Origin of the sequence: Methylobacterium segetis (assembly GCF_004348265.1) — a bacterium.
Lineage (GTDB): Bacteria > Pseudomonadota > Alphaproteobacteria > Rhizobiales > Beijerinckiaceae > Methylobacterium > Methylobacterium segetis.
In genome coordinates, this window is sequence record NZ_SMNT01000075.1 from 1 (window position 1) to 21,822 (window position 21,822).

20 protein-coding genes and 1 tRNA gene are annotated in these 21,822 nt (G+C 70.9%); 11 read left to right on the plus strand and 10 right to left on the minus strand.

The window, feature by feature from the left end; genetic code table 11:
• Nucleotides 1-858 precede the first annotated feature (858 nt).
• From E1J50_RS18230 to galE, 3 genes are all read right to left on the minus strand, one after another.
• The gene (locus E1J50_RS18230; RefSeq protein ID WP_132255258.1) at nucleotides 859-2,259 is read right to left on the minus strand and encodes an SGNH/GDSL hydrolase family protein; all 1,401 of its coding nucleotides are present in this window, start codon (nucleotides 2,257-2,259) and stop codon (nucleotides 859-861) included.
• A gap of 112 nt (nucleotides 2,260-2,371) precedes the next feature.
• Nucleotides 2,372-3,586, minus strand: a complete 1,215-nt coding sequence (locus tag E1J50_RS18235; RefSeq protein WP_245516633.1) for a lytic murein transglycosylase — start codon at nucleotides 3,584-3,586, stop codon at nucleotides 2,372-2,374.
• 5 nt (nucleotides 3,587-3,591) lie between these two features.
• Nucleotides 3,592-4,584 (minus strand): UDP-glucose 4-epimerase GalE, encoded by a 993-nt coding sequence (gene galE, locus E1J50_RS18240; protein WP_132255259.1) that lies wholly within the window; start codon nucleotides 4,582-4,584, stop codon nucleotides 3,592-3,594.
• A gap of 167 nt (nucleotides 4,585-4,751) precedes the next feature.
• On the opposite strand from galE, the gene galU reads away from it, so the two are divergent.
• Complete coding sequence (galU, locus tag E1J50_RS18245) at nucleotides 4,752-5,615, plus strand: UTP--glucose-1-phosphate uridylyltransferase GalU (RefSeq protein WP_132255260.1); 864 nt, start codon at nucleotides 4,752-4,754, stop codon at nucleotides 5,613-5,615.
• A gap of 326 nt (nucleotides 5,616-5,941) precedes the next feature.
• On the opposite strand, the gene E1J50_RS18250 is transcribed toward galU, so the two are convergent.
• Nucleotides 5,942-6,844, minus strand: coding sequence for an N-formylglutamate amidohydrolase (locus tag E1J50_RS18250; protein WP_132255261.1), 903 nt, complete (start codon nucleotides 6,842-6,844; stop codon nucleotides 5,942-5,944).
• 206 nt (nucleotides 6,845-7,050) lie between these two features.
• Between E1J50_RS18250 and cpdR the strand changes: the two genes are divergently transcribed.
• From cpdR to E1J50_RS18270, 4 genes are all read left to right on the plus strand, one after another.
• Nucleotides 7,051-7,407, plus strand: coding sequence for a cell cycle two-component system response regulator CpdR (gene cpdR / locus E1J50_RS18255; RefSeq protein ID WP_003603128.1), 357 nt, complete (start codon nucleotides 7,051-7,053; stop codon nucleotides 7,405-7,407).
• Between the two features lie 109 nt (nucleotides 7,408-7,516).
• A complete protein-coding gene (gene grxC, locus E1J50_RS18260; RefSeq protein WP_132255262.1) occupies nucleotides 7,517-7,807 on the plus strand; it encodes a glutaredoxin 3 in 291 nt (96 codons plus the stop codon).
• Nucleotides 7,800-8,645 carry a carbon-nitrogen hydrolase family protein gene (locus E1J50_RS18265; RefSeq protein ID WP_132255263.1) on the plus strand — a complete coding sequence of 282 codons (846 nt, stop codon included), beginning with the start codon at nucleotides 7,800-7,802 and terminating at the stop codon, nucleotides 8,643-8,645. Before grxC ends, E1J50_RS18265 begins: the two co-directional genes overlap by 8 nt.
• A 21-nt stretch (nucleotides 8,646-8,666) precedes the next feature.
• The gene (locus tag E1J50_RS18270; RefSeq protein WP_132255264.1) at nucleotides 8,667-9,134 is read left to right on the plus strand and encodes a DUF1178 family protein; all 468 of its coding nucleotides are present in this window, start codon (nucleotides 8,667-8,669) and stop codon (nucleotides 9,132-9,134) included.
• A gap of 97 nt (nucleotides 9,135-9,231) precedes the next feature.
• Here the strand turns inward: E1J50_RS18270 and E1J50_RS18275 are convergent, their stop codons facing one another.
• Nucleotides 9,232-9,756, minus strand: a complete 525-nt coding sequence (locus E1J50_RS18275) for a disulfide bond formation protein B (protein ID WP_132255265.1) — start codon at nucleotides 9,754-9,756, stop codon at nucleotides 9,232-9,234.
• Complete coding sequence (locus E1J50_RS18280) at nucleotides 9,756-10,337, minus strand: YqaA family protein (protein ID WP_132255266.1); 582 nt, start codon at nucleotides 10,335-10,337, stop codon at nucleotides 9,756-9,758. The genes E1J50_RS18275 and E1J50_RS18280 overlap by 1 nt, the downstream gene beginning before the upstream one ends.
• Nucleotides 10,338-10,472: 135 nt before the next feature.
• Between E1J50_RS18280 and E1J50_RS18285 the strand changes: the two genes are divergently transcribed.
• Nucleotides 10,473-10,557 (plus strand) — tRNA-Leu (locus E1J50_RS18285).
• Nucleotides 10,558-10,564: 7 nt separating this feature from the next.
• On the opposite strand, the gene E1J50_RS18290 is transcribed toward E1J50_RS18285, so the two are convergent.
• Nucleotides 10,565-11,257 (minus strand): type 1 glutamine amidotransferase, encoded by a 693-nt coding sequence (locus E1J50_RS18290; protein ID WP_132255267.1) that lies wholly within the window; start codon nucleotides 11,255-11,257, stop codon nucleotides 10,565-10,567.
• A gap of 89 nt (nucleotides 11,258-11,346) precedes the next feature.
• Nucleotides 11,347-12,507: a ceramide glucosyltransferase gene (locus E1J50_RS18295; RefSeq protein WP_132255268.1), complete on the minus strand. Its 1,161-nt coding sequence runs from the start codon at nucleotides 12,505-12,507 to the stop codon at nucleotides 11,347-11,349.
• 132 nt (nucleotides 12,508-12,639) lie between these two features.
• Between E1J50_RS18295 and E1J50_RS18300 the strand changes: the two genes are divergently transcribed.
• Nucleotides 12,640-13,554 (plus strand): histone deacetylase family protein, encoded by a 915-nt coding sequence (locus tag E1J50_RS18300; protein WP_132255269.1) that lies wholly within the window; start codon nucleotides 12,640-12,642, stop codon nucleotides 13,552-13,554.
• A gap of 265 nt (nucleotides 13,555-13,819) precedes the next feature.
• A complete protein-coding gene (locus E1J50_RS18305) occupies nucleotides 13,820-14,884 on the plus strand; it encodes a ketopantoate reductase family protein (RefSeq protein WP_132255270.1) in 1,065 nt (354 codons plus the stop codon).
• 141 nt (nucleotides 14,885-15,025) lie between these two features.
• Here E1J50_RS18305 and E1J50_RS18310 read toward each other — a convergent pair whose 3' ends face one another.
• Nucleotides 15,026-15,589 (minus strand): TetR/AcrR family transcriptional regulator, encoded by a 564-nt coding sequence (locus E1J50_RS18310; RefSeq protein ID WP_132255271.1) that lies wholly within the window; start codon nucleotides 15,587-15,589, stop codon nucleotides 15,026-15,028.
• Between the two features lie 156 nt (nucleotides 15,590-15,745).
• Between E1J50_RS18310 and E1J50_RS18315 the strand changes: the two genes are divergently transcribed.
• The 3 genes from E1J50_RS18315 to E1J50_RS18325 are packed head-to-tail and all read left to right on the plus strand — an operon-like array spanning nucleotide 15,746 to nucleotide 21,140.
• On the plus strand, nucleotides 15,746-16,855 hold the full coding sequence (locus E1J50_RS18315) for an efflux RND transporter periplasmic adaptor subunit (RefSeq protein WP_132255272.1): 1,110 nt from the start codon (nucleotides 15,746-15,748) through the stop codon (nucleotides 16,853-16,855).
• Entirely contained in the window at nucleotides 16,852-18,063 is a 1,212-nt protein-coding gene (locus tag E1J50_RS18320; protein WP_245516634.1) for an efflux RND transporter periplasmic adaptor subunit, read from the plus strand. Before E1J50_RS18315 ends, E1J50_RS18320 begins: the two co-directional genes overlap by 4 nt.
• On the plus strand, nucleotides 18,063-21,140 hold the full coding sequence (locus tag E1J50_RS18325; protein ID WP_132255273.1) for an efflux RND transporter permease subunit: 3,078 nt from the start codon (nucleotides 18,063-18,065) through the stop codon (nucleotides 21,138-21,140). Before E1J50_RS18320 ends, E1J50_RS18325 begins: the two co-directional genes overlap by 1 nt.
• On the opposite strand, the gene E1J50_RS18330 is transcribed toward E1J50_RS18325, so the two are convergent.
• On the minus strand, nucleotides 21,109-21,711 hold the full coding sequence (locus tag E1J50_RS18330) for a MarR family winged helix-turn-helix transcriptional regulator (protein WP_132255274.1): 603 nt from the start codon (nucleotides 21,709-21,711) through the stop codon (nucleotides 21,109-21,111). The two genes, E1J50_RS18325 and E1J50_RS18330, sit on opposite strands and share 32 nt — an antisense overlap.
• Nucleotides 21,712-21,822 lie beyond the last annotated feature (111 nt).

Consider the following 21,822-nt stretch of genomic DNA (forward strand, 5'->3'; position numbering starts at 1 on the left):
CTCGAAGCGGTCGCCCCGCTGCACGCCCGAGACCAGATCCCGCACGTCGAAGGTCAGGCCGGGCGTGGCCGAGACGAAGCTGATGCCCTCGTCATCAAACCGGCTGACCGGGCCGACCAGCGCGCCGGATGCCTCCTCCGCCTGGAGGCGCACGGCGAGGCCGCCATCCTGGTTGGCGACGGTGCGGAATCGTTCGGGTTGTTATTCCCGACCTCGGCCGAGGTGAAGGTCAACCGGACCTGGCCTGCCGCAGCAGCCGAAACGTTGATCCGATCGTCGCCTGTTCCATAATCCGTATTAATGGCGGGATCCGTCGATACGTTGAAATCTTCCGTATCGTTACCGGGCGTCGCTGGCATTGACTGTCTCCGTCACACTTGATGATCACACTGGGAAGTGCCAGTCCTTCGACGTCTTCTTATTAGGTTGATTTTCCTGATCGTATTTTTTTATGCGCAACAAACAATAGCGCGCCATCAATCCACGAAAAGAAGCGTGGCGATAATTTTTTTGGGCGAAAATCCTTCAGCGAATGCCGAACGAGCGCGCGTGAAAACGTGGAGCATCCCGAACATCTGCGGGCACGCTGCCTGAAACGTCTGACGATGATCGCCGAGGAGACGACGAGACCTGGGGAGTCCCTTGCAATGCACCCCGTCGTTCGGCGTCCGGCACCATGGTCGCGCCGAACGGAGCCTCTACGCGAGAGTGCAACGAAAGGTTTCGTGCGGGTCCGGACGGAGTTCAGATCGCTCGCCGCACGGGCGAGGGTCCGGCCCGTCCGAGGTGGAGATCGGCCGCGCCGAGGCTCCGACGCGCACAGGACGCGGGAGCAGCCTTCCTCTCGAAAGCGACGGCCTAGCCCGGCGGCCAGCGGAAATCGTCGGCCCGGCCCGGCTGCGGCGTCGCGGGTGCGCCGCGCTGGAGAACGCGCTCGACGGTGCCGGAGGTGTCGCCGTCGCGGGGGCGGCCTGTCAGGAGGCTGCCGCCGGGCGAGGTCTCCGGACGTCCGAGCGGCACGACCGGGCCCGCGAGCGGCTTGACGGGCAGGGCCGGGATGCCGGGCGGCTCAGGCAGGCTCGGCAGCATCGCGGTGATCTGGCGATCGATCGCCGCGGTCTCGTCGAGCCGGGGCACGGTCCCGTCGAGGCCGGGGCCGGGGGTCGGTGCCTGGGTCGCCACCGGCTGGTCCGGGGTCGCCGGGCCGGCGGTGCCCATCATCCGCTTCAACTCGACGTCGGCGAAGTGGGCGAGCTTGCGCGCGCCGGCATGGGTGAAGTGCACGCCATCCGAGGTCCGCAGCTTCGCGTTCTGCCCCTCGAGGTCGGGGCCGGCGGCGGTGTAGCGGTTGCGCTCGTCAACGAAGCCCGGCCAGATGTCGACATAGGTCCCGCCCGCGCGGGTGACGCGCTCGCGCACGATGTCGTTGATCGCGGCAAGGTCCGTCGTCAGGGCCTCGCTGCGCATCGGCGGCGCACCGACCCAGATCAGCGGCAGCTTGCGGTCGGTGAAGACCTTCACGAGGGCGTCGACGCGGTCGCGGTAGATCTCGCGCCAGCGGTCGGTGAGCGGATCGAAGCTCTGATCGCCCTCGCGGATCGGCTGCCGGTCGTTGGCGCCGACCATCACCAGGGCGTAGGAGACCTTCGGGTTCGCGGCGAGATACTCCTCGGCGGCCTTCGGCCAGTCGACGACGTCCCGGCGCACGAGGCCACTGTCGCCCTTGGCACGGTCGATGACGGCGACGTCGGCATTGTCCTCGAAGACGTCGTCGAGGCCCTTGCTCAGGTGGTCCGCCAGCGAGTCGCCGAAGACGGCGATCTGCGTCGAGGGCTCGGTCTTGGCCAGGGCCGGCTTTGGGGGTGCAGCGGCCGGGGCGGGCCGGGCGGCGCGGCGCTTCTGCGCGCGCGGGGCGTCGGCGACCGCGGGCGGCCGGGGGCGCGAGGGGCGGTATCCCTGCTGCGGCTGCGGCTGGGCCTGTTGCGGCCGGTCCTCCCAGGGCCAGTAGAACTGGCGCGGCGCTTCCTGCGTCTGGGGCTGGTAGCGCCGGTTCGGGCGGGCATAGGCCCCGTCGTCCCGGTAGTAGCTGTCGCGGTAGCGGCGCCGCGGCACGGCGTAGTCGTTGGGCTGTTCGTAGGTGTCGCCCCATTGCGCCCGGGCGGGCGGCGCCTCGAACAGTGCGAGAACCGCGACGAGCGCGGCGCAGCCGAGTTGCACGAGAAGCCGCATGGGGTGCCGCGCCCGTTCCGCCGTCGCCATGCAGCACCTCCGACCCGCTACGCCGGCCCGGACCATACAGGAGGACGCGGCACGCGTCTGCTCCCCGGGCCCCGCGGCCCGGGCGGGCGATCCGGCCCGACCGGGATGAGGCTCAGCGCCCGTCGATCCGCGCGAGGAGGGCGGGCGTCGCGTAGCCGTCGGCCGGGAGCCCCTCGGCGATCTGATAGCGGCGGACGGCCTCGCGCAGCTTCGGGCCGGCACGCCCGTCCGCCTCGCCCGCATAGAGCCCGCGGGTGGCGAGCCCCCGTTGCAGGGCCTGCAGGCCGGCCTTGTCGAGGCGGCTCGCATCGCTGGGCCACGGGGCGGAGAGCGCGGGGCCGCCCATCAGGCGGTCGGCGAGGTGGCCGACGGCGAGCGCGTAGGCATCGGACGTGTTGTAGCCGCGGATCGCCTCGAAATTGTCGGTGATGAGGAAGGCCGGCCCGCCGAGCCCACCGGGCAGGAACAGGCTGGCCCGGCCCGCCTGCGGGAGCCTTCCGCCATCGGTGCGGCGCACGCCGCGGCGGCTGAACTCGCCGAGTTCGGCCGTGTAGGCCGTGAGGTCGAAGCCGGCCGGCAGGGTGACCTCGTAGCCCCAGGAGAGGGCCGGGTTCCAGCCGAGCGCCTTCAGGTAGGCCGCGATCGAGGCGAGGCTGTCGGCCTCGGAGGCCCAGATGTCCCGGTGTCCGTCGCCGTCGAAATCGACCGCGTGCGCCAGGAACGTCGAGGGCAGGAACTGGACCTGCCCCATCGCTCCGGCCCAGGAGCCCTTCATGCGCTCGGGGGCGATGTCCCCGCGCTCCAGGATCGTCAGGGCCGCCAGCAACTCGTCCCGGAACAGGGTGCCGCGGTGGCGCGCCTCGGCGAGCGTCGCCAGCGCCCGGATCGTCGGCACCGAGCCGCCGCTCGACCCGAAATCCGACTCGACGCCCCAGAAGGCGAGGAGCACGCCCCGCGGCACCCCGTAGCGCGCCTCGATCCGGTCGAGCGTCCCGGACAGGGCCGCCGCCCGGGCACGCCCGCGCGTGATCCGGCCCGTGGAGACGGCACCGACGAGGTAGTCCCAGACGGGCCGGGCGAACTCGCCCTGGCGGCGGGTGCGCGCCAGGATGTCGGGGTCGGGCTGCGCCACGCCGCGGAAGGCGGCCGCGAAGGTCGCCTCCGAGACGCCGCGGGACAGGGCGTCCGGCTTCAGGGCCGCGATGAAGGCGGCGAAGGCGGCGGGGCGGGCGGCGGGCGGGTTCGTGTCCGGGACGGGCGCCGCCGCGACCGGTACGGACAGGCCCGCCGACAGTGCCGCGGCGAGCCCCCGAGCGAGGGCGCGCACCGGGCTCAGACCCGGTTGCGCTTGGCGAGGGAATCCTCCCAGGCGAGCGCCTGCCCGACGATGCCTTCGAGATCGTCGTGCTTCGGCACCCAGCCGAGGCGCTCGCGGATGCGGTCCGCGCCCGCGATGATCTGGGCCGGGTCGCCCGCCCGGCGCGGGCAGAGCCGCACCTCGAAATCGCGGCCGGAGACGCGCTTGACCACGTCGATCACCTCCAGGACCGAGTAGCCGCGCCCGTAGCCGCAATTCAGGGTCAGGCTCTCGCCGCCGGAGCGCAGATGGGTCAGCGCCACGCGGTGAGCCTCGGCGAGGTCCGAGACCTGGATGTAGTCGCGCAGGCAGGAGCCGTCCCGGGTCGGGTAGTCGGTGCCGTAGACGTCGAGATGGGTGCGCTGGCCGAGCGCGGCCTGGGTCGCCACCTTGATGAGATGCGTCGCGTTCGGGGTCGACTGGCCGGTGCGCCCGCGCGGGTCGGCGCCCGCCACATTGAAGTAGCGCAGGATGACGTAGCTGAAGCCGTGGGCCTGAGCCGCGTCCTGGATCATCCACTCGCTCATCAGCTTCGAGCGGCCGTAGGGGTTGATCGGGGCCGTGGTCAGGTCCTCGGGCACCGGCACGGTCTCGGGCTCGCCATACACGGCCGCCGTCGAGGAGAAGATGACGTGCTTGACGCCCGTGCGCACGGCGGTCTCGATCAGGGCGCGGGTCTTGACCGTGTTCGAGAGGTAGTAGCCGAGGGGGTCGGCCACCGAATCCGGGACCACGATCTTGGCCGCGAAATGGGCGAGGGCGTCGATGCGGTGCTGCAGGATCGTCTCGGTGACGAGCGCCTGGTCGGCGATGTCGCCGACGACGAGCTTGACCTCCGGCGGGAGGGCCCAGTCGAAGCCGGTGGAGAGGTCGTCGAGGACGACGATCTCCTCGTGTCCCGCGTCGAGCAGCGCGAGCACCATGTGGCTGCCGATGTAGCCGGCGCCGCCCGTGACCAGAACCGCCATTGGAACTCCTTCGATACCGCGACTGGGTGCGCATCCTAACGCAAAGGCCGGGCCCTGTTGACGGAACAATGGGCTTGTCGGCCGTTCAGGAGGCTTGCAGCTTCTCCCTGCTTACTATCTGAGGCATCGACACCCGTCCGCCGCCTCAAACTGCCAGGTTCCGCTCGATGAAACGCATTCGCAAGGCTGTCCTCCCCGTCGCCGGCCTCGGCACGCGCTTCCTGCCCGCCACCAAGGCGGTCCCGAAGGAGATGCTGACCGTGGTGGACCGCCCGGTGGTGCAGCACGTGGTCGACGAGGCTCGGGAGGCGGGCATCGAGCATTTCATCTTCGTCACCGGCCGGGGCAAGGCCGTGATCGAGGACCATTTCGACATCGCCTACGAGCTCGACCGAACCCTGCAGGAGCGCGGCAAGCAGGCGGCCTACGAGGAATTGAAGAAGGATTTGCCGAAGGCGGGCCAGACGAGCTTCACCCGCCAGCAGGCGCCGCTCGGCCTCGGCCACGCGGTCTGGTGCGCCCGCGAGATCGTCGGCGACGAGCCCTTCGCGGTGCTGCTGCCCGACATGCTGAGCCGCGGCTGCATGGGCCAGATGCTCGCCGCCTACGAGCGGCACGGCGGCAACGTGATCGCCGTCGAGGAGGTGAAGCCGGAGGAGACGCACCAGTACGGCATCGTCAGCGTCGGCGAGACCTTCGGCCAGACCTTCGAGATCACCGGCATGGTCGAGAAGCCGAAGCAGGGCACCGCGCCCTCGAACTTCATCATCTCGGGTCGCTACATCCTGCAGCCGGAGGTCTTCGAGATCCTGGAGAAGGGCGAGACGGGCGCGGGCGGCGAGATCCAGCTCACGGACGCGATGATCAAGCTCGCCGAGAGCCAGAAGTTCTTCGGGCTGCGCTACGAAGGCCGCACCTACGACACAGGCTCGAAGCTCGGCTTCCTCACCGCCAACCTTGCCTACGCGCTGGAGCGCGAGGATCTGGCGGGCCCCCTCAGGGCCGAGATCGCGCGCCTGCTCGAGGGCTGATCCCGACGTCCCCAACTTGATTGCGCCCGACGCGCTTGTGCCATGCGCCGGGAGCACGGATCGGGGCCATTTCGGCCTTGCGTTTTGTGCGGCGCACTTTACTTTGTGCATTGCGAGATCGCGATGGCGTCGCGGTCCCGCAGCCCTTCTTGGGCGTTTCCTCCCTAGACTTCGGGCCGCTCCTTCGGGAGTGGCCTATTTTCTTGGGCTGAACACCTCGCGCCCGAAGCGGCTCGCGGGGGCGGATCAAGCGGGCGCTTCAGGTTCGCGCAGACGGCGCCGCTCGCGATCCAGCCCTCTCCCGCCCGGCAAGAGGGCGCGGATCCCTATTCCGCCGCGATGCGCCGGGGCTCCAGATCCGCCATCTGCCCGGCGACCGCGACGATCACCTCCCGCAGGCCCGTGAGCAGGGTGCCGAAACCCGGCGTGACGGCAAGCGTCGCCTCGTTCATGTAGAGGGCGCGGTTGATCTCGACCTGCAGGGCGTGGCGGCCGACATTCGGCTCCCCGTAATGCTCGGTGATGAAGCCGCCCGCGTAGGGCTTGTTGCGGATGACGCGCAGGCCGCGCCCGCGCAACTCGCTCTCGAACAGATCGACAAGGAAGGGCGCGCAGGCCGTTCCGAACCGGTCGCCCAGCACGATGTCGGCCTTGCCCTCGGGCTCGCGGCCGAGGCTGGAGGAGGGCATCGAGTGGCAATCGACCAGGATCGCGCAGCCGAACTGGCGGGCGGTCCGCTGGATCAGGCCACGCAGGGTCCGGTGATAGGGCTTGTAGAGCCCCTCGATCCGCGCCACCGCCTCGTCGACGGGCAGGCGGCCGCCGTAGATTTCCTGCCCGTCGGCCACCACCCGCGGCACCGTGCCGAGTCCGCCCGCGACGCGCATCGAGCGCGTGTTGGCAAAGGGCGGCAGGCGGCCCTCGAACATGCGCGGGTCGAGCTCGTAGGGCTCGCGGTTCACGTCGAGATAGGCGCGGGGGAAGTTCGCCCGCATCAGGGGCGCGCCGAGCCCGACCACCGAGGCGAACAGGCGCTCCACATGAGCATCCTCGGAGCGGCGGAGTGCCAGCGCGTCGAGGCGGGAGGACGCGAGGAAGCTCGCCGGATAGACCGAGCCGGAATGGCCCGTGTTGAACACGAACGGGATCCGGTGCGCCTCGGGCTCGTCCACGGCGAAGGCCGGCGCGAAGCCGAAAGCGTCGGTCTGGTCCGGCTGGGGCACTGTCATCGCGGCGAGGGCGCCCTGTGTCGATGGCGGAGGATCGGCCTCCACATTGGGGCGCCCGGCCCCGCCTGTCCACTCCGCCAAGGGCGGTGGCACGGCCGCATCGGTGCGCGGCGGCACCCCGCCCCGGACCCGATCCCTAACACTCTGTTTACCAACCTGTCCCTTTATGGAATGAACACAGCGACTCAAGGGCTCGGAACCGTCCGATGAAGATCCTCCTGGCGGAAGACGACAACGACATGCGCCGCTTCCTCGCGAAGGCGCTGCAGAACGCCGGCTACGACGTCCTCTCCTTCGACAACGGCCTCTCCGCCTACAACCGCCTGCGCGAGGAGCCCTTCGAGCTCCTGCTGACCGACATCGTGATGCCCGAGATGGACGGCATCGAGCTGGCGCGCCGCGCCACCGAGCTCGACCCCGATATCAAGGTGATGTTCATCACGGGTTTCGCCGCCGTGGCCCTGAACCCCGATTCCAAGGCCCCCAAGGACGCCAAGGTCCTGTCGAAGCCCTTCCACCTGCGCGACCTCGTCAACGAGGTCGAGAAGCTTCTCGCCGCCTGAGCGGCGCCCCCGTCAGCAATCCGTCCGAGACCCGTGGCGGCCCGGCAATAGGAAGCGGCGTGCCGTTTGCCTATATGCAGGCCGTCACCCACGGGGCTCGTCGACGCGCATGCAACCGGTCACGATCTACACGACTGCCTGGTGTCCCTACTGCTCGGCGGCGAAGAGCCTGCTGAAGGAGAAGGGCGTCACCTTCCAGGAGATCGACGTCGAGAAGACGCAAGGGGGCCGCGCCGCGATGGTGCAGCGGGCTGGCGGGCGCACGAGCGTGCCGCAGATCTTCGTCGGCGAGCGGCATGTGGGCGGCTGCGACGACCTCTACGCCCTCGACCGCGCCGGCAAGCTCGATCCGCTGCTGAACGGGGCCGGCAGCGCCGCGGTGGGCGTCGCCGATGCCTGAGGACCGCTTCGTCGCCGCCTGCGTGCAGATGCGCTCGGGCCGCGAGCCGCTGGCGAACCGCGACGCGGCGGTGGCGGGCGTGCGCGAGGCGGTCGCGGCCGGCGCGCACTACGTGCAGACGCCGGAGATGACCTCGCTGGTCGAGCGCAGCCGCACCGCGATGTTCGAGAAGGTGAGCACGCAGGACGACGACCCGACGCTCGCCGCGCTCCGCGCTGTCGCGCGCGAGACGGGAGCGGTGGTGCAGATCGGCTCGCTGCCGATCCGCAACGGCGAGAAGATCGCCAACCGCGCCTTCCTGATCGACGGGCAGGGCGAGATCGTCGCGGCCTACGACAAGCTCCACCTCTACGATGTCGATCTGCCGAACGGCGAGCGCTGGCGGGAATCGGCCACCTACACGGGCGGCGCCTGCGCGGTCGTCGCCGAGACGGCGCTGGCGGGAATCGGCCTCGGCATCTGCTACGACATCCGCTTTCCGGCCCTGTTCCGGGCGCTCGCCGAGGCGGGGGCCAGCATCCTGACGGCGCCCGCCTGCTTCACGCAGCAGACGGGCGAGGCCCATTGGCACGTGCTGCACCGGGCCCGCGCCATCGAGACCGGCTCGTTCATGATCTCGGCCGCGCAGGGCGGCCGCCACGAGGACGGTCGCGACACCTACGGCCACTCGATCATCGTCGACCCCTGGGGCCGGGTGATCGCGGAGGCCGACGGAGCCGAGCCCGGCGTGATCCTGGCCGAGATCGACCTCGAGCGCGTCGCCGAGGCGCGGGGCCGCATCCCGGCCCTCCAGCACGCGAGGCCCTTCACGGTCGAGCGGGTTGGACGTTCTTCATAAGTCGCGCGTTACTCTGGCATCATGATCCGCTACGCCCTCGTCTGCGAGGCCGGCCACACGTTCGAGAGCTGGTTTCCCTCAAGCGATTCCTTCGACGACCAGAGCGCGCGCGGCCTCGTCAGCTGCCCGCTCTGCGGCTCGGCGAAGATCGGCAAGGGCCTGATGGCGCCCAGCGTCGCCCGCACGGACCGCGGGGAGAGGGCGCCGGCGCCGGCAACGGTCGCCGAGGCACCCGCGCCCGTTCCCCTGCCGATGATCGCCGAACCCGAGCGTAAGCTCCGGGCCTTGCTGCGCGCCGTGCGCGAGCACGTGACGCAGACGGCCGAGCATGTCGGCCCCCGCTTTCCGGAGGAGGCCCGCAAGATCCATTACGGCGAGGTCGAGGAGCGGCCGATCTACGGCGAGGCGAGCCCCGAGGAGGCGCGCGCCCTCATCGAGGAGGGCATCGACGTGGCGCCCCTGCCGCCGATGCCGGACGACCGGAATTAGGGCAGGTTCGGGCCGGGTCCCCGATGAGGCGCGGGTTCCCGCTCGCTCCGAGAGAGTGAGGGTGAGGGGGCGCCCTCACGGGAAGGGCCGGTCTCCCTCACCCCAACCCTCTCCCGAACGGGAGAGCGGGCGCGTCGCGCCGGATCGCCGTGCTGCCCGCGAGCGCGGCGAGGGCGGCCGCGATGAGCGCGTTCCAGCCCGCGAGCGAGACCCCGAAGAAGCGCCAGGCGGCGGTCGAGCAATCGACCACCCGCGTCGTCTTGAGCCGGTCGAGGAAGTCGCTCATCGCCTCGGGGTTCGCGCCCGCGCCCCCGCCGCAATCGGTCGGGCCGGGCCAGAAGCCCCATTCGGCGCCCGCGTGGTAGATTCCGAGACCGGCGCCGTAGAGAAGGCCCGCCGCCGCGAGCCCGAGGGCGAGGCGGGCGAGGCGCCGGGGCAGGACGAGGGAGAGGAGCGCGAGGGGCACAGCCGCGTAGTAGGGGATGCGCTCGGTCAGGCAGAGCTTGCAGGGCACGTAGCCGAGCCCGTGCTCGAACACGAGGGCGCCTCCGACGGTCAGCGTTGCGCCGAGCGCCACGAGCAGGGCGGCTCCGCGCAGGCTCAGCAGGTCGGCCGCGCGCATCACAGCACCAGCTTGAACAGCACGAAGCCGAGCACGATCACCGCGACGGAGATCGCAGCGACGGCGTTCAGGTGCCGGTCGAGCACGCCGCGGATCTGCACGCCGTAGCGGCCGAGGAGCCCCGCCAGGAGGAAGAAGCGCGCGCCGCGGGTGACGATCGACAGCACCGTGAACCAGAACAGGCTGTAATGGGCGAAGCCCGAGGTGATGGTGACGAGCTTGTAGGGGATCGGCGTTAGACCTTTGAGCAGGATCACCCAGTGGCCGTACTGCGCGTAGGATTCTTGGAAAGTGTGGGCCGAGTTCTCCAGCCCGTAGAGCCGGATCAGCCACTGGCCGAGGGACTCGAACAGCAGAGCCCCGATCGCGTAGCCGACGAGGCCGCCCGCCACCGAGGCCACCGTCGCCACGAGGGCGTAGAACCAGACCCGGTCGGGCCGGCTCACCGCCATCGGCACCATCATGGCATCGGGCGGGACGGGGAAGAACGAGCTCTCCGCGAAAGCCACGGCGCCGAGCGCCCAGGGCGCCGAGGGCTTGCCGGCGAGCGCGAGTATCCACTCGTAGAGGCCGCGGATCATCGGGTCCTTGTCCGGTCGGGGAGAGGCGCCGACCTTTGAGCACAGGCGGGCGCCCCTGGCCAGTGAAGGCGGGCCGCAGCCGCCCCGCAAAAGTCCTTGGCCGCCGGGGCGAACCTGTGCGATGAGGCGCGGGACGCGGGTATGGCGGAATTGGTAGACGCGGGCGACTCAAAATCGCCAGCCGCAAGGCGTGGGGGTTCGATTCCCTCTACCCGCACCAAGCAGCCTCACACATCATCGAGAAAGCGCCGGATCCAGCCGCCCACCCGGTCGGAATCGTGCGGCCCGTCGAGGGAGGCGAGCGCCGCCGCGGCGCGCGCCGGATCGGACTCCGCCGCGCGGTGCCCCTCGGTGAGGGCGCGGGCGAAGGCGGGCTCGAATTCCGGGTGGCACTGGAAGGAGAGGGCGGCCCGGTCCCGGTAGCCGAGGACGGCGTACGGGGTGAAGGCGCTGGCCGCCAGCACCCGCGCGCCGGGCGGCAGGGCCACGACCTGGTCCTGATGGCTTGCGGGCACGCGGATCGCGTCGCCCCCATCCATGAAGGGCGCGGGCTCGACGACCTCGTAGCGGTGCAGGCCGAGGCCCCAGCCCTTCTCGGACTTCACGACCCGTCCGCCCCAGGCCTGGGCCATCACCTGATGGCCGAAGCAGATCCCGACCACCCTCCGCTCCGGCGCCAGCGCGCGCAGGAAGGCGATCAGCGCCGCGATCCAGGGATCGGGGTCGTAGATTCCGGCGGGCGAGCCGGTGATGAGATAGCCCTCATGCGCGTTCGGAACGGGGAGAACCCCGGAATCGGCGAGGAACGTCTCGTAGGCGTGGCCCGGCCCGACGAGGCTGCGGACCATCTCGCCGTAGCCGGGATAGCGCCCGCCGAGGCGGGCCGGCGGCCGGCCGGTCTCGAGGACGGCGATCTTCATGGGGGAGGGCGGATCCTCGCGCGTCGAGAGAGGGGCGTGGCGCTCGACCCGAGATGTAGATCAGGCGCCCCTGGCCGGGGAAGCCGGCCTCACGCGGCCCTGACCCGCGGGCGCAGGGGCCCCGCCTCCTTCGGGCGGATGTCCATGGCGTTGCCGCGCCAGACGATGGCGCTCTGCATCCAGGCGCCGGCCCAGAGCGCCGGCAGCATCGCGTCCCGCGCCAGGAAGGCGAGGGCGAGGCGCGGCGAGCGGTGCCAGCCGGCGCGGACGGCGAGCCGGTATTCGGCGCCATACCAGAGCGCGGCCATGGCGGCGAGTGCCAGAAGGGCGGGCGCGCCCTCGACGACGGCGGCGCCGAGGCCGAGGGGAAGGAGGGCGCCGGTGCCGATCTCGGGAGCGAAGAAGAGCGGGAAGGTCACCCGCCGCAGCCGCGCCCAGCGGAGCTGGCGCGACCAGACCTCCGTGAGCGTCCGCCGCCCCAGAGGCTGCTCGAAGGGCGCGGCGACGAGATGGACGCGCCGGCCGGCCGCCCGCACGAGCTTCGTGGCGGCGGCATCCTCCGCGATCTCGGCGGCGAGCGCGCGGATGCCGCCGCGGGCCTCCAGGAAGGGCCTGTGCCAGAGCATGCTCTTGCCCTGCGCGAAGCCGAGCCCCAGGGCCTCGCCGGCATATTGCCAGCGCGCCTGCAGGGTGTTGAGGAAGGCGCACTCGATCTCGGCAGGGAAGCCCCACGGACGCGCGCCGATCGGGGTGGAGCAGACGAGCCCCGTCTCCGCCCGCCAGCCCGCCTGGAGCCGCTGCAGGTAGTCGCCCGGCATCAGGACGTTCGAATCGGCGAGCACGACCCAGTCGTGCCGGGCCGCCTCCCAGCCGCGCACGCACTTGTTCAGCTTCGGGTTGTCGCTCACGCGCTCGTCGCCGACGATGAGGCGGGCCGGCACGCCGGGATGGGCCGCGATGAGCCCGTGGAGGAGCGGCAGGATGGGATCGCCCGCATCCGCCACGCAGAAGATCAGTTCGTAGGCCGGGTAGTCGAGGCGGAAGCCGCGGGCGAGCATCTCCTCGCTGAAGGCCTCGAGCCCGCAGACCGGCCGCACCAGGGAGACGGGGGCGCCGGCCGGGAAGGCGGAGCCCGGCCGGGCCGCGCCGATGCGGCGCCCGGCGAGCGTCAGGCTCGCGAGGTTGGCGAGGGTCACGAGGGCGCAGAGCGCCAGGGCGATCAGGGTGCCGCTCGCGAAGGCGCCGTCCATGGATGTCCGCTCCCCGGACGGGCCGGTCCGGCCCATCCCGGACAGGGCCCCTAACAGGCGCCCCGTATCAGGCGTATGACAGGCCGGGACGCGCAGGATCGCGGCGGGCGCGCCGCCACGAGGAGGGGTCGGGTGACGCCGATCGTCTATCACCCGGCCTATCAGGCGAGCCTGCCCGCGGGGCACCGCTTCCCGATGGGCAAATACGGACGGCTCGCCGAGATCCTGTCGGCTCGCGGCCTCGCGCCGTCGGGCTTCGTGGTGCCGGAGCCCGCCCCGGAGGAGATCCTCTGCCTCGTCCACGACCGAGCCTATGTCGAGGCCGTGCTCGCCTCCGCCGTGCCCCGCGCGGTCGAGAAGGCGATCGGCCTGCCGATCGATGCGGGCGTGACGCGCCGCGCCCGCGCCTCGGCCGGCGGCACGCTGGCGGCGGCGCGGCTCGCCCTGGCCCACGGCCTCGCGGGGAGCGCGGCGGGCGGCAGCCACCACGCGCGGCGGGAGCAGGGGGCGGGCTTCTGCGTGTTCAACGACGTGGCGGTGGCCGCCCGCGCCCTGCAGCGGGAGGGCGCGATCGGCCGGGCCCTCGTCGTCGATTGCGACGTCCACCAGGGCGACGGCACCGCCGACTGCCTCTATGCCTGCCCCGACCTGTTCACCCTCTCGCTCCACGCCGAGAAGAACTACCCCGCCCGCAAGATCCCGGGCGACCTCGACATCGGCCTTCCCGACGGACTGGACGACGCGGCCTATCTGGCGGTGCTCGCCGCGCGCCTGCCGCCGCTCCTCGACGCCCTGCAGCCCGACCTCGTCTTCTACAATGCCGGCGTCGACCCGCACCGGGAGGACCGGCTCGGGCGCCTCGCCCTCACGGATGCGGGGCTCGCGGCCCGCGAGCGCCTCGTGGTCGGGGCGGCGCGGGCACGCGGCATCCCGCTCGCGGCGGTGATCGGCGGCGGCTATGGCCCCGACGTCGACGCGATCGCCGCCCGCCACGCCCTCGTCTTCGAGGCGATGGCGGGGGCGGAGGGGCGCGGCCCGGCGCCGTGAGGCCCGAAGGCAAAAAGAACTTGTGGCTCGACCAAAAATAAATTGTCACAGAGCGGAGATGGAAGGTGAGAAGGACTCTGTGATTGTAAGTCCCGTCGACGGGCGGTAGATGGTGGCAGGCTTCACCCAGCAGGGTCGTCACAGCACAGTGTAAGACCCGGCCGACGTCGCTCCCCAGCCCGGGCGAATACCTGTCGAAGACACTCGGCAGGCAGGGATTGGGGCAATAGAGAACAATCCGACAGAACACACAGGGAGAGAAAGCGTGGCGCGCAACATCTTGATCCTCGGAGCGTCCTACGGCTCCCTGCTCGCGACGAAGCTGCTGATGGCCGGTCACAACGTGACCCTGGTCTGCCGGAAGAAGACGGCCGACCTCATCAATCGCGAGGGGACCGAGGTGCGCATCCAGCTGCGCGGCGAGGCGACCCACCGGTCGATCTTCTCGCGCGACCTGCCGGGCACCCTCGACGCGACGCCGCCCGAGGACGTCGACGTGTCCCGCTACGACCTCGTCGGCCTCGCGATGCAGGAGCCGCAATACACCAACCACACGATCCGCGTGCTGATGATCAAGATCGCGGCGGCGAAGCTGCCCTGCCTCTCGATCATGAACATGCCGCCGCTGCCCTATCTCAAGCGGATCCCGGACCTGGCGGGGATGGACCTCGAGGAGGCCTACACCAATCCCGGCGTCTGGGAGCGGTTCGAGCCGGGTCTGATGACGCTCTGCTCGCCCGATCCGCAGGCCTTCCGGCCGCCGGAGGAGGGGGCGAACGTGCTCCATGTCGGCCTGCCGACGAACTTCAAGGCGGCGACCTTCGCGGACGAGGCGCACAACCGCCTGCTCCGGGAGCTGGAGGCCGACATCGACGCGGTCAGGCTCGACGGCCAGGACGTACCGGTGAAGCTCAAGGTGTTCGACTCGCTGTTCGTGCCCCTGGCCAAGTGGTCGATGCTGCTGACGGGCAATTACCGCTGCATCACGCCGAACGAGCCCCAGTCGATCCGCGAGGCCGTGCACGGCGACCTGAACCTGTCTCAGTCGATCTACGAGCACGTCGACGCCCTCGCCCGGCGCCTCGGCGCCGATCCGGAGGATCAGGTGCCCTTCGGGAAATACGCCAAGGCGGCGGAGAGCCTGCTCAAGCCGTCCTCGGCGGCGCGGGCGGTGGCGAGCGGGGCGCCCTTCATCGAGCGGGTCGACCTGCTGGTGAAGCTGATCGCGCACCAGCTCGACATGCCCAACGCCGAGATCGACCGCACGGTCCAGGTCGTCGACCGGAAGCTCAGCGAGAAGATCTTCGCGGGCGGGTCGGACGGGATCTGACGCGCTCCGATCACCCCGCCGGATCGCGACGCGCGGTCCGGCCGCCTCGCCGGGCAGGCGCCCGCGTGCCGGGCGGGCCGGGCTGCGCGTCCCCGACGCGATCCCGCATCGGCCCGGGCCGGTGCGGGAGCAAGGGCCGGATCATCCCTCCGGCAAGGCCCGCGCCTGCGCCTCCAGCGCGCCGAACAGCCGGTCGAGCTCCGCTCCGTCGAGTTCGTGGAAGCCGAGCGAGCGGCTCATCATCAGCCCCAGGATCGCGAACAGGAAGGCGGCGCCGGCCCCCGGCCGCGCCTCGATCTCGGCTAGGTCCCGCAGGCGCTCGGCGAGGAAGGCCCGGAAGCCGGCGGCTGCGTCCGCGTTCTCGGCGCTCGCGATGAGGAGCGAGTCGGGAAAGCCGGACTCCTCGGCATAGACCTCGCGGGCATGCCCGATCATCGCAAGCGGCATCCGCGCCCGCGTCTCCGCGAGCGCCGCGGCGTGCTGGCCGATGCCCGCCCGCAGGCGCTCCACCTTGCGGGCGGCGAGCGCGGTGATCAGCGCGTCCTTCGAGGCGTAATGATGCAGCACCCCGCCCTTGCTCAGCTCCGCCTCCGCCGCCACCGCGTCGATCGTGAGCGTGCGGCTGCCGGAGCGGCGCAGCAGCGCCTCGGCGGCGTCGAGGATGATCTCGGGACGGTTCTCCCGTCGGCTGCGCGCCTTCGCCATACCCCAACTCGCTAAAAACCGTCTGGACGGTCGGTAAGGTAGCGGATATGGCTGCGTGGCGATAGGGCGAATCGGGGGCTTGCCCGAGAAGCTGCCCAGGAAGCCGTCCCACAAGCTGCCCGACACGATGCCCGAGAGGCTGCCAGAGATGTTGCCATGAAGGGGCGTCGACCGACGCCATTACGCCTCTGCACCGCCCTGCTGGCCTGCGCGCTCGCGGCACAGCCCGGCCCGGCTCGGGCGGAGCCGGAGACGCCGCTCGCGGCGCGGACCTTCGTGCGGACGGTCGCGGCCGCGCGCACGATGATCGCCGCCGACATCGTCATCACCGGCGACATTCAGGCCCAGGCGCAGACCAACGTCTCCTTCCGCACGAACGGCAAGGTCGGCACGCGCCTCGTCGAGGTGGGGGATCATGTCGAGGCCGATCAGGTCCTCGCCCGGCTCGACCCGCAGGAGCAGCGGGCGAACCTCGACAATGCCCGGGCGGCGCTGACCTCGGCGGAGGCGCAGCTCACCCAGGCGAAGCTCAGCTTCAAACGCCAGGAGACGCTGCTGGCCAGCGGCTACACGACGCGGCCTGCCTACGACAATGCCGAGCAGCAACTCCGCACCACCCAGGCCGCGGTCGACTCGGCCAAGGCCGCGCTCGGCACCGCGCAGGAGCAATTCTCCTACACGGAGCTGCGGGCGGGCGTCGCCGGCATCGTGCTCAGCCGCTCGCTGGAGACGGGGCAGGTCGTCCAGGCCGGCCAGTCCGTGCTCGTTCTCGCGCAGGACGGGCCGCGCGACGCGGTGTTCAACGTCTACGAGGCGCTGCTCGCGACGCCGCCCGATTCGAAGACCGTCGAGGTCGTGCTCCAGGCGGATCCCGGCGTCGTCGCGGTGGGAGCCGTCCGCGAGATCGCTCCGAGCGTCGATCCGGCCTCCGGCACCGTGCGGGTGAAGGTCGGGCTCGACCGGACGCCGCCGCAGATGGGCCTCGGCGCGGTCGTGATCGGGCGGGGCAAGTTCCGGCCGCAGGCCGCGATCGTGCTGCCCTGGTCCGCGCTCTACCGGTGGAAGAGCCAGCCGGCCGTCTGGGTGCTCGACCCGAAGACGGGCACCGTCGCGCCCCGTACCGTCACGGTCGAGCGCTACGGCGCCGACACGATCGCGCTCGCCGCCGGCCTGGAGCCGGGCGAGCAGGTCGTCACGGCGGGCATCCAGTTCCTGCGCCCCGGCCAGACCGTGACGGTGGCGGCCGGCGGGGAGGGCGGCCGATGAGCGCGACGAGGATGCGGTCTGCCCACCTCTCCCGTTCGGGAGAGGTCGAGTCCGCGGCACGCGGACCGGGTGAGGGATGCGACCTCTCCGGAAACGGCGCACCCCTCACCCCGACCCTCTCCCGAACGGGAGGAGGGACAGGGCGCGCCTGTCTCCTCGCCCTGTCCCTCCTCCTCGCCGCCTGCCAGCCGGGCCAGGAGAAGGCCGAGGCGCCGCCCGTCCGGCCCGTGCTCTACACCCTGGCCAAGCCCGTCGACCGGGTCATCTTCGGCCCCTTCGCCGGCACGGTGGAGCCCCGCTACCAGTCGCAGCTCGGCTTCCAGATCGGGGGGCGGGTGGTCGCCCGCGACGTCACGGTCGGCGACATCGTGACGAAGGGCCAGCGGCTCGCCGCCCTCGATCCCGTCGTGCCCCGCTTCGCCCTGGTCCGGGCCGAGGCCGACGTCGCCGACGCCCGGGCGCAAGCCGAGAATGCGGCGGCCACCGAGGCGCGGACCCGCCGCCTCCTGGAGGGCGCCAACGTCACCCAGGCCCAGCTCGACGCCGCCGTGGCCAACCGCGACACCGCCCAAGCCCGCCTCGCCCAGGCGCAGTCCAGCCTGCAGAAGGCGCAGGACCAGATCGGCTACACCGAGCTGAAGGCGGATTTCGACGGGGTGGTGACGCAGCGCAGCGCCGAGGTCGGGCAGGTTCTGAGCGCCGGCCAGGCCGTGGTCACCGTCGCGCGCCCCGAGGAGCGCGAGGCCGTCGTCGACATCCCCGAGGATCTGGCCGGCGCGATGCCCAAGGACGGGCGCTTCGCGGTCTCGCTCCAGAGCGCGCCCGAGGTCACGGCGGCGGGCCGGGTCCGCGAGGTCTCGCCCTTCGCCGACCAGTCGACCCGCACCCGGCGCATCCGGATGACGCTGGAGGCCCCGCCCTCCGCCTTCCGGCTGGGCGCCACCATCACCGTCTCGCTGTCTCGGCCGGTCGAGCCCCGCTTCCCGCTGCCCGCCACCGCGATCCTCACGGAGAACGGGCGGGATTCCGTCTGGATCGTCAACGCCGCCGGCAATGCGGTCGCGCGCCGCGATGTCGCCCTGGCCGAGCGCGGCCCCGAGCGCGTCACCGTCAGCGGGGGCCTGAGCCCGGACGAGCGCGTCGTCGTCGCCGGCGTCCATTCCCTGCAGGAGGGCCAGACGATCCGGCTCTCGGACGAGGCCCACTAATGCACGCACCGAACGAGATCCGCGGCCAGGGCTTCAACCTGTCGGATTGGGCGCTCGGGCACCGCTCCTTCGTCTGGTTCCTGATGGCCGTCAGCCTCGTGGCCGGCGCCATCGCCTATCGCGGCCTCGGCCGCGAGGAGGACCCGCCCTTCGCCATCAAGACGATGGTCGTCCAGGCGAACTGGCCGGGCGCGACCATCAAGGACACGCTGGAGCAGGTCACCGACCGGATCGAGAAGGAGCTCCAGCAGATCAACGCCCTCGACTACGTCCGCAGCTACACGACGCCGGGTCAGGCGACCGTGTTCGTCAACCTGCGCGACACGACGAAGCCGGGCGAGATCCAGCCCGCCTTCTACCAGGTGCGCAAGCGTCTCGGCGACATCCAGAACACCTTCCCGCAGGGGGTGCAGGGGCCGTTCTTCAACGACGAGTTCGGCGACGTCTACGGCAACGTCTACGGCTTCACCGCCGACGGGCTGACCCACCGGCAATTGCGCGACTACGTCGAGGGCGTGCGCACCGAGATCCTGAAGGTGCCGAACATCGGCAAGACGCTGCTGCTCGGCACCCAGAAGGAGACGATCTACCTCGACTTCTCCACCCGCAAGCTCGCGGGCTACGGCATCGACATCCAGTCCCTGATCAAGACCCTGCAGAGCCAGAACGCGATCTCGCCCTCCGGCGTCGTGCAGGCGGGGCCGGAGCGAGTCTCGGTGCGGGTGAGCGGCCAGTTCACCTCGGAGGAATCGCTGCGCGACATCAACCTGCGCTTCAACGACCGCTTCTTCCGCCTCTCCGACGTCGCCGAGATCAGCCGCGGCTACGAGGACCCGCCGGCCGCGATGTTCCGGGTCGACGGCAAGCCGGCGATCGGGCTCGCCATCGCCATGCGGCCGAACGCCAACCTCCTGCATTTCGGCGAGGATCTCAGCGCGCGCATGCGCCAGATCGAGGCGAAGCTCCCGATCGGCGTCGGCATCCACCTCGTCTCGGACCAGCCCAGGATCGTCGAGGAGGCGGTCGGCGGCTTCACCCAGGCGCTGGTCGAGGCGGTCGTCATCGTCCTCGTCGTCAGCTTCATCAGCCTCGGGCTGCGGGCGGGCCTCGTCGTGGCGATCTCGATCCCGCTCGTCCTCGCCATCGTCTTCGTGATCATGCAGATCATGGGCGTGACGCTGCAGCGCATCTCCCTCGGCGCGCTCATCATCGCGCTCGGGCTGCTCGTCGACGACGCTATGATCACCGTCGAGATGATGGTCGCCCGCCTGGAACTCGGCGACTCGCTGAAGAAGGCGGCGACCTTCGCCTACACCTCGACCGCCTTCCCCATGCTCACCGGCACCCTCGTGACCGTGGCGGGCTTCCTGCCGATCGGCTTCAACGGCTCGGCGGCGGGCGAGTACACCTACTCCCTCTTCGTGGTCATCGCCGCCTCGCTCCTCGTCTCCTGGGTGGTGGCGGTGCTGTTCGCGCCGCTCATCGGCGTGGCGCTGCTGCCCAGGACCATGAAGGCGCATTCCCACGAGGGAGGCCGGCTGACCCGCCTGTTCCTGCGCGCCCTCAGGGTCGCGATGCGCTTCCGCTGGACGACGGTGCTCGCCTGCGTCGCGATGATGGGGCTCGCGATCTTCGGCATGACGAAGGTGCAGCAGCAATTCTTCCCGGCCTCCGACCGGGCCGAAATCCTCGTCGACATGACCCTGCCGCAGAACGCGACCATCACCGAGACGAAGGCCCAGATGGACCGCTTCGAGGCGGCGCTGACGGGCGATCCCGACATCGAGCGCTGGTCGTCCTATGTCGGGCAGGGCGCGGTGCGCTTCTACCTGCCGCTGGACCAGCAGCTCGCCAACGCCTTCTTCGGGCAGATCGTGATCGTCACGAAGTCGCTCGAGGCCCGCGACCGGGTGATCGCCCGTCTCGACGCGTTCGGAAAGCGGGACTTCGTCGGCACGGACGTCTTCGTGAACCCGCTCTCCCTTGGCCCTCCTGTTGGCCGGCCGATCCAGTACCGGCTCGGCGGGCCGGACCTGCAGGTGGTGCGCGAGAACGCCCTCAAGCTCGCCGACATCGTCGCGAAGAACCCCCATGTCGGCGTCCCGACCTTCGACTGGAACGAGCCCGGCAAGGTGCTGCGCGTCGAGATCCTGCAGGACAAGGCGCGCCAGCTCGGCGTGACGAGCCAGGACATCGCCTCGATCCTCAACAGCGTCGTCGGCGGCTCGGCGATCACTCAGGTGCGCGACTCGATCTACCTCGTGAACGTGGTCGGCCGCGCGCGGACCATCGAGCGGACCTCGCTGGACACGCTCCAGAGCCTTCAGGTGACGCTGTCGAACGGGGCCGTGGTGCCGCTCCTCGCCTTCGCGAAGATCGACTACGACCTCGAGCAGCCGATCGTCTGGCGGCGCGACCGGGTGCCGACGCTGACCGTCAAGGCGCCGATCATCGACGCGACGCAGCCGCCGACCATCGTGGCGGCCCTCCAGGCCGAGATCGACGCCTACACGCGCGCACTCCCGGAGGGCTACACGCTGGCCACCGGCGGCGCCGTCGAGGAGGCCGCCAAGGGCCAGGGGCCGATCGCGGCGGTGGTGCCCGTCATGCTGCTCACGATGGCGGTCTTCCTGATGATCCAGCTCCAGAGCGTGCAGAAGCTGTTCCTCGTCTCGAGCGTCGCGCCGCTCGGGATCATCGGCGTGGTCGCAGCGCTCCTGTCCTCGGGTAAGCCCATGGGATTCGTAGCGATTTTGGGGATTCTGGCCTTGATCGGGATCATCATCCGCAACGCCGTCATCCTGATCGCGCAGATCGAGGAATGCGAGGCCGAAGGGCTCGGTCCCTGGGACGCGGTGGTCGAGGCGACGCGCCACCGCATGCGGCCGATCCTGCTGACGGCCGCCGCCGCCAGCCTCGGCATGATCCCGATCGCCCGCGAGGTGTTCTGGGGTCCGATGGCCTACGCCATGATCGGCGGCATCATCGCCGCCACCTTCCTGACCCTGTTCTTCCTGCCGGCCCTCTACGTCGGCTGGTACCGGATCAAGGCGCCGCCGCGCGGGCGCGCGGGCTGACCGCGGCGGCGAAGGCCTCGCCCGGCGCCTCGTCCGGGATCGGGCCGGCCGCCACGCGGGGCGGCGGGATCGCCACCGGCTTCTGGAAGGCGCGCAGGTTGCCGATCAGCTTGCGCAGGAGGCGGATCGCGGCCTCGGTCTCCTCGTTCGTCAGCGCGGACAGGAAGTTGCGCTCGCGCTCCAGCGCCACCACCGTGATGCGGTCGTGCAGGTCGTGGCCGGCGGGCGACAGGGCGACGAGGCGGCGGCGGGCGTCGGTCTCGTCCCCGCGCACCAGCACCAGCCCGCGCTTCTCCATCCAGGCGAGGCTGCGGCTCACCACGCCCGTGTCGAGCTGGGCCGCGTTGCAGATGTGGTGGGCCGTCACCCAGGGCTCGGAGGCGAGCCGGTACATGATCCGCCAATCGGTGATGCCGACCCCGAAATGGCGCCGATAGAACGTCGAGGCGGTGCGCGTCAGGTTGTTCGAGAGGGTCGTGAGCAGGGCCGGCACGTAGATGTCGGGATCGATCGTGTCGCGCTCGGCCGCACCGCTTGCGGGCTCGCGCAATGCCTTCGTCGTTCGACCCATCGATGCCCCTCGCGGCCGCACGCCGCAGCGCCGGATTCATCCTGATGAGAACATACTAGAGCACATTTTGTTCAGAACGCTGCGACATTCCGGGCACAGCGGGAGCATCCC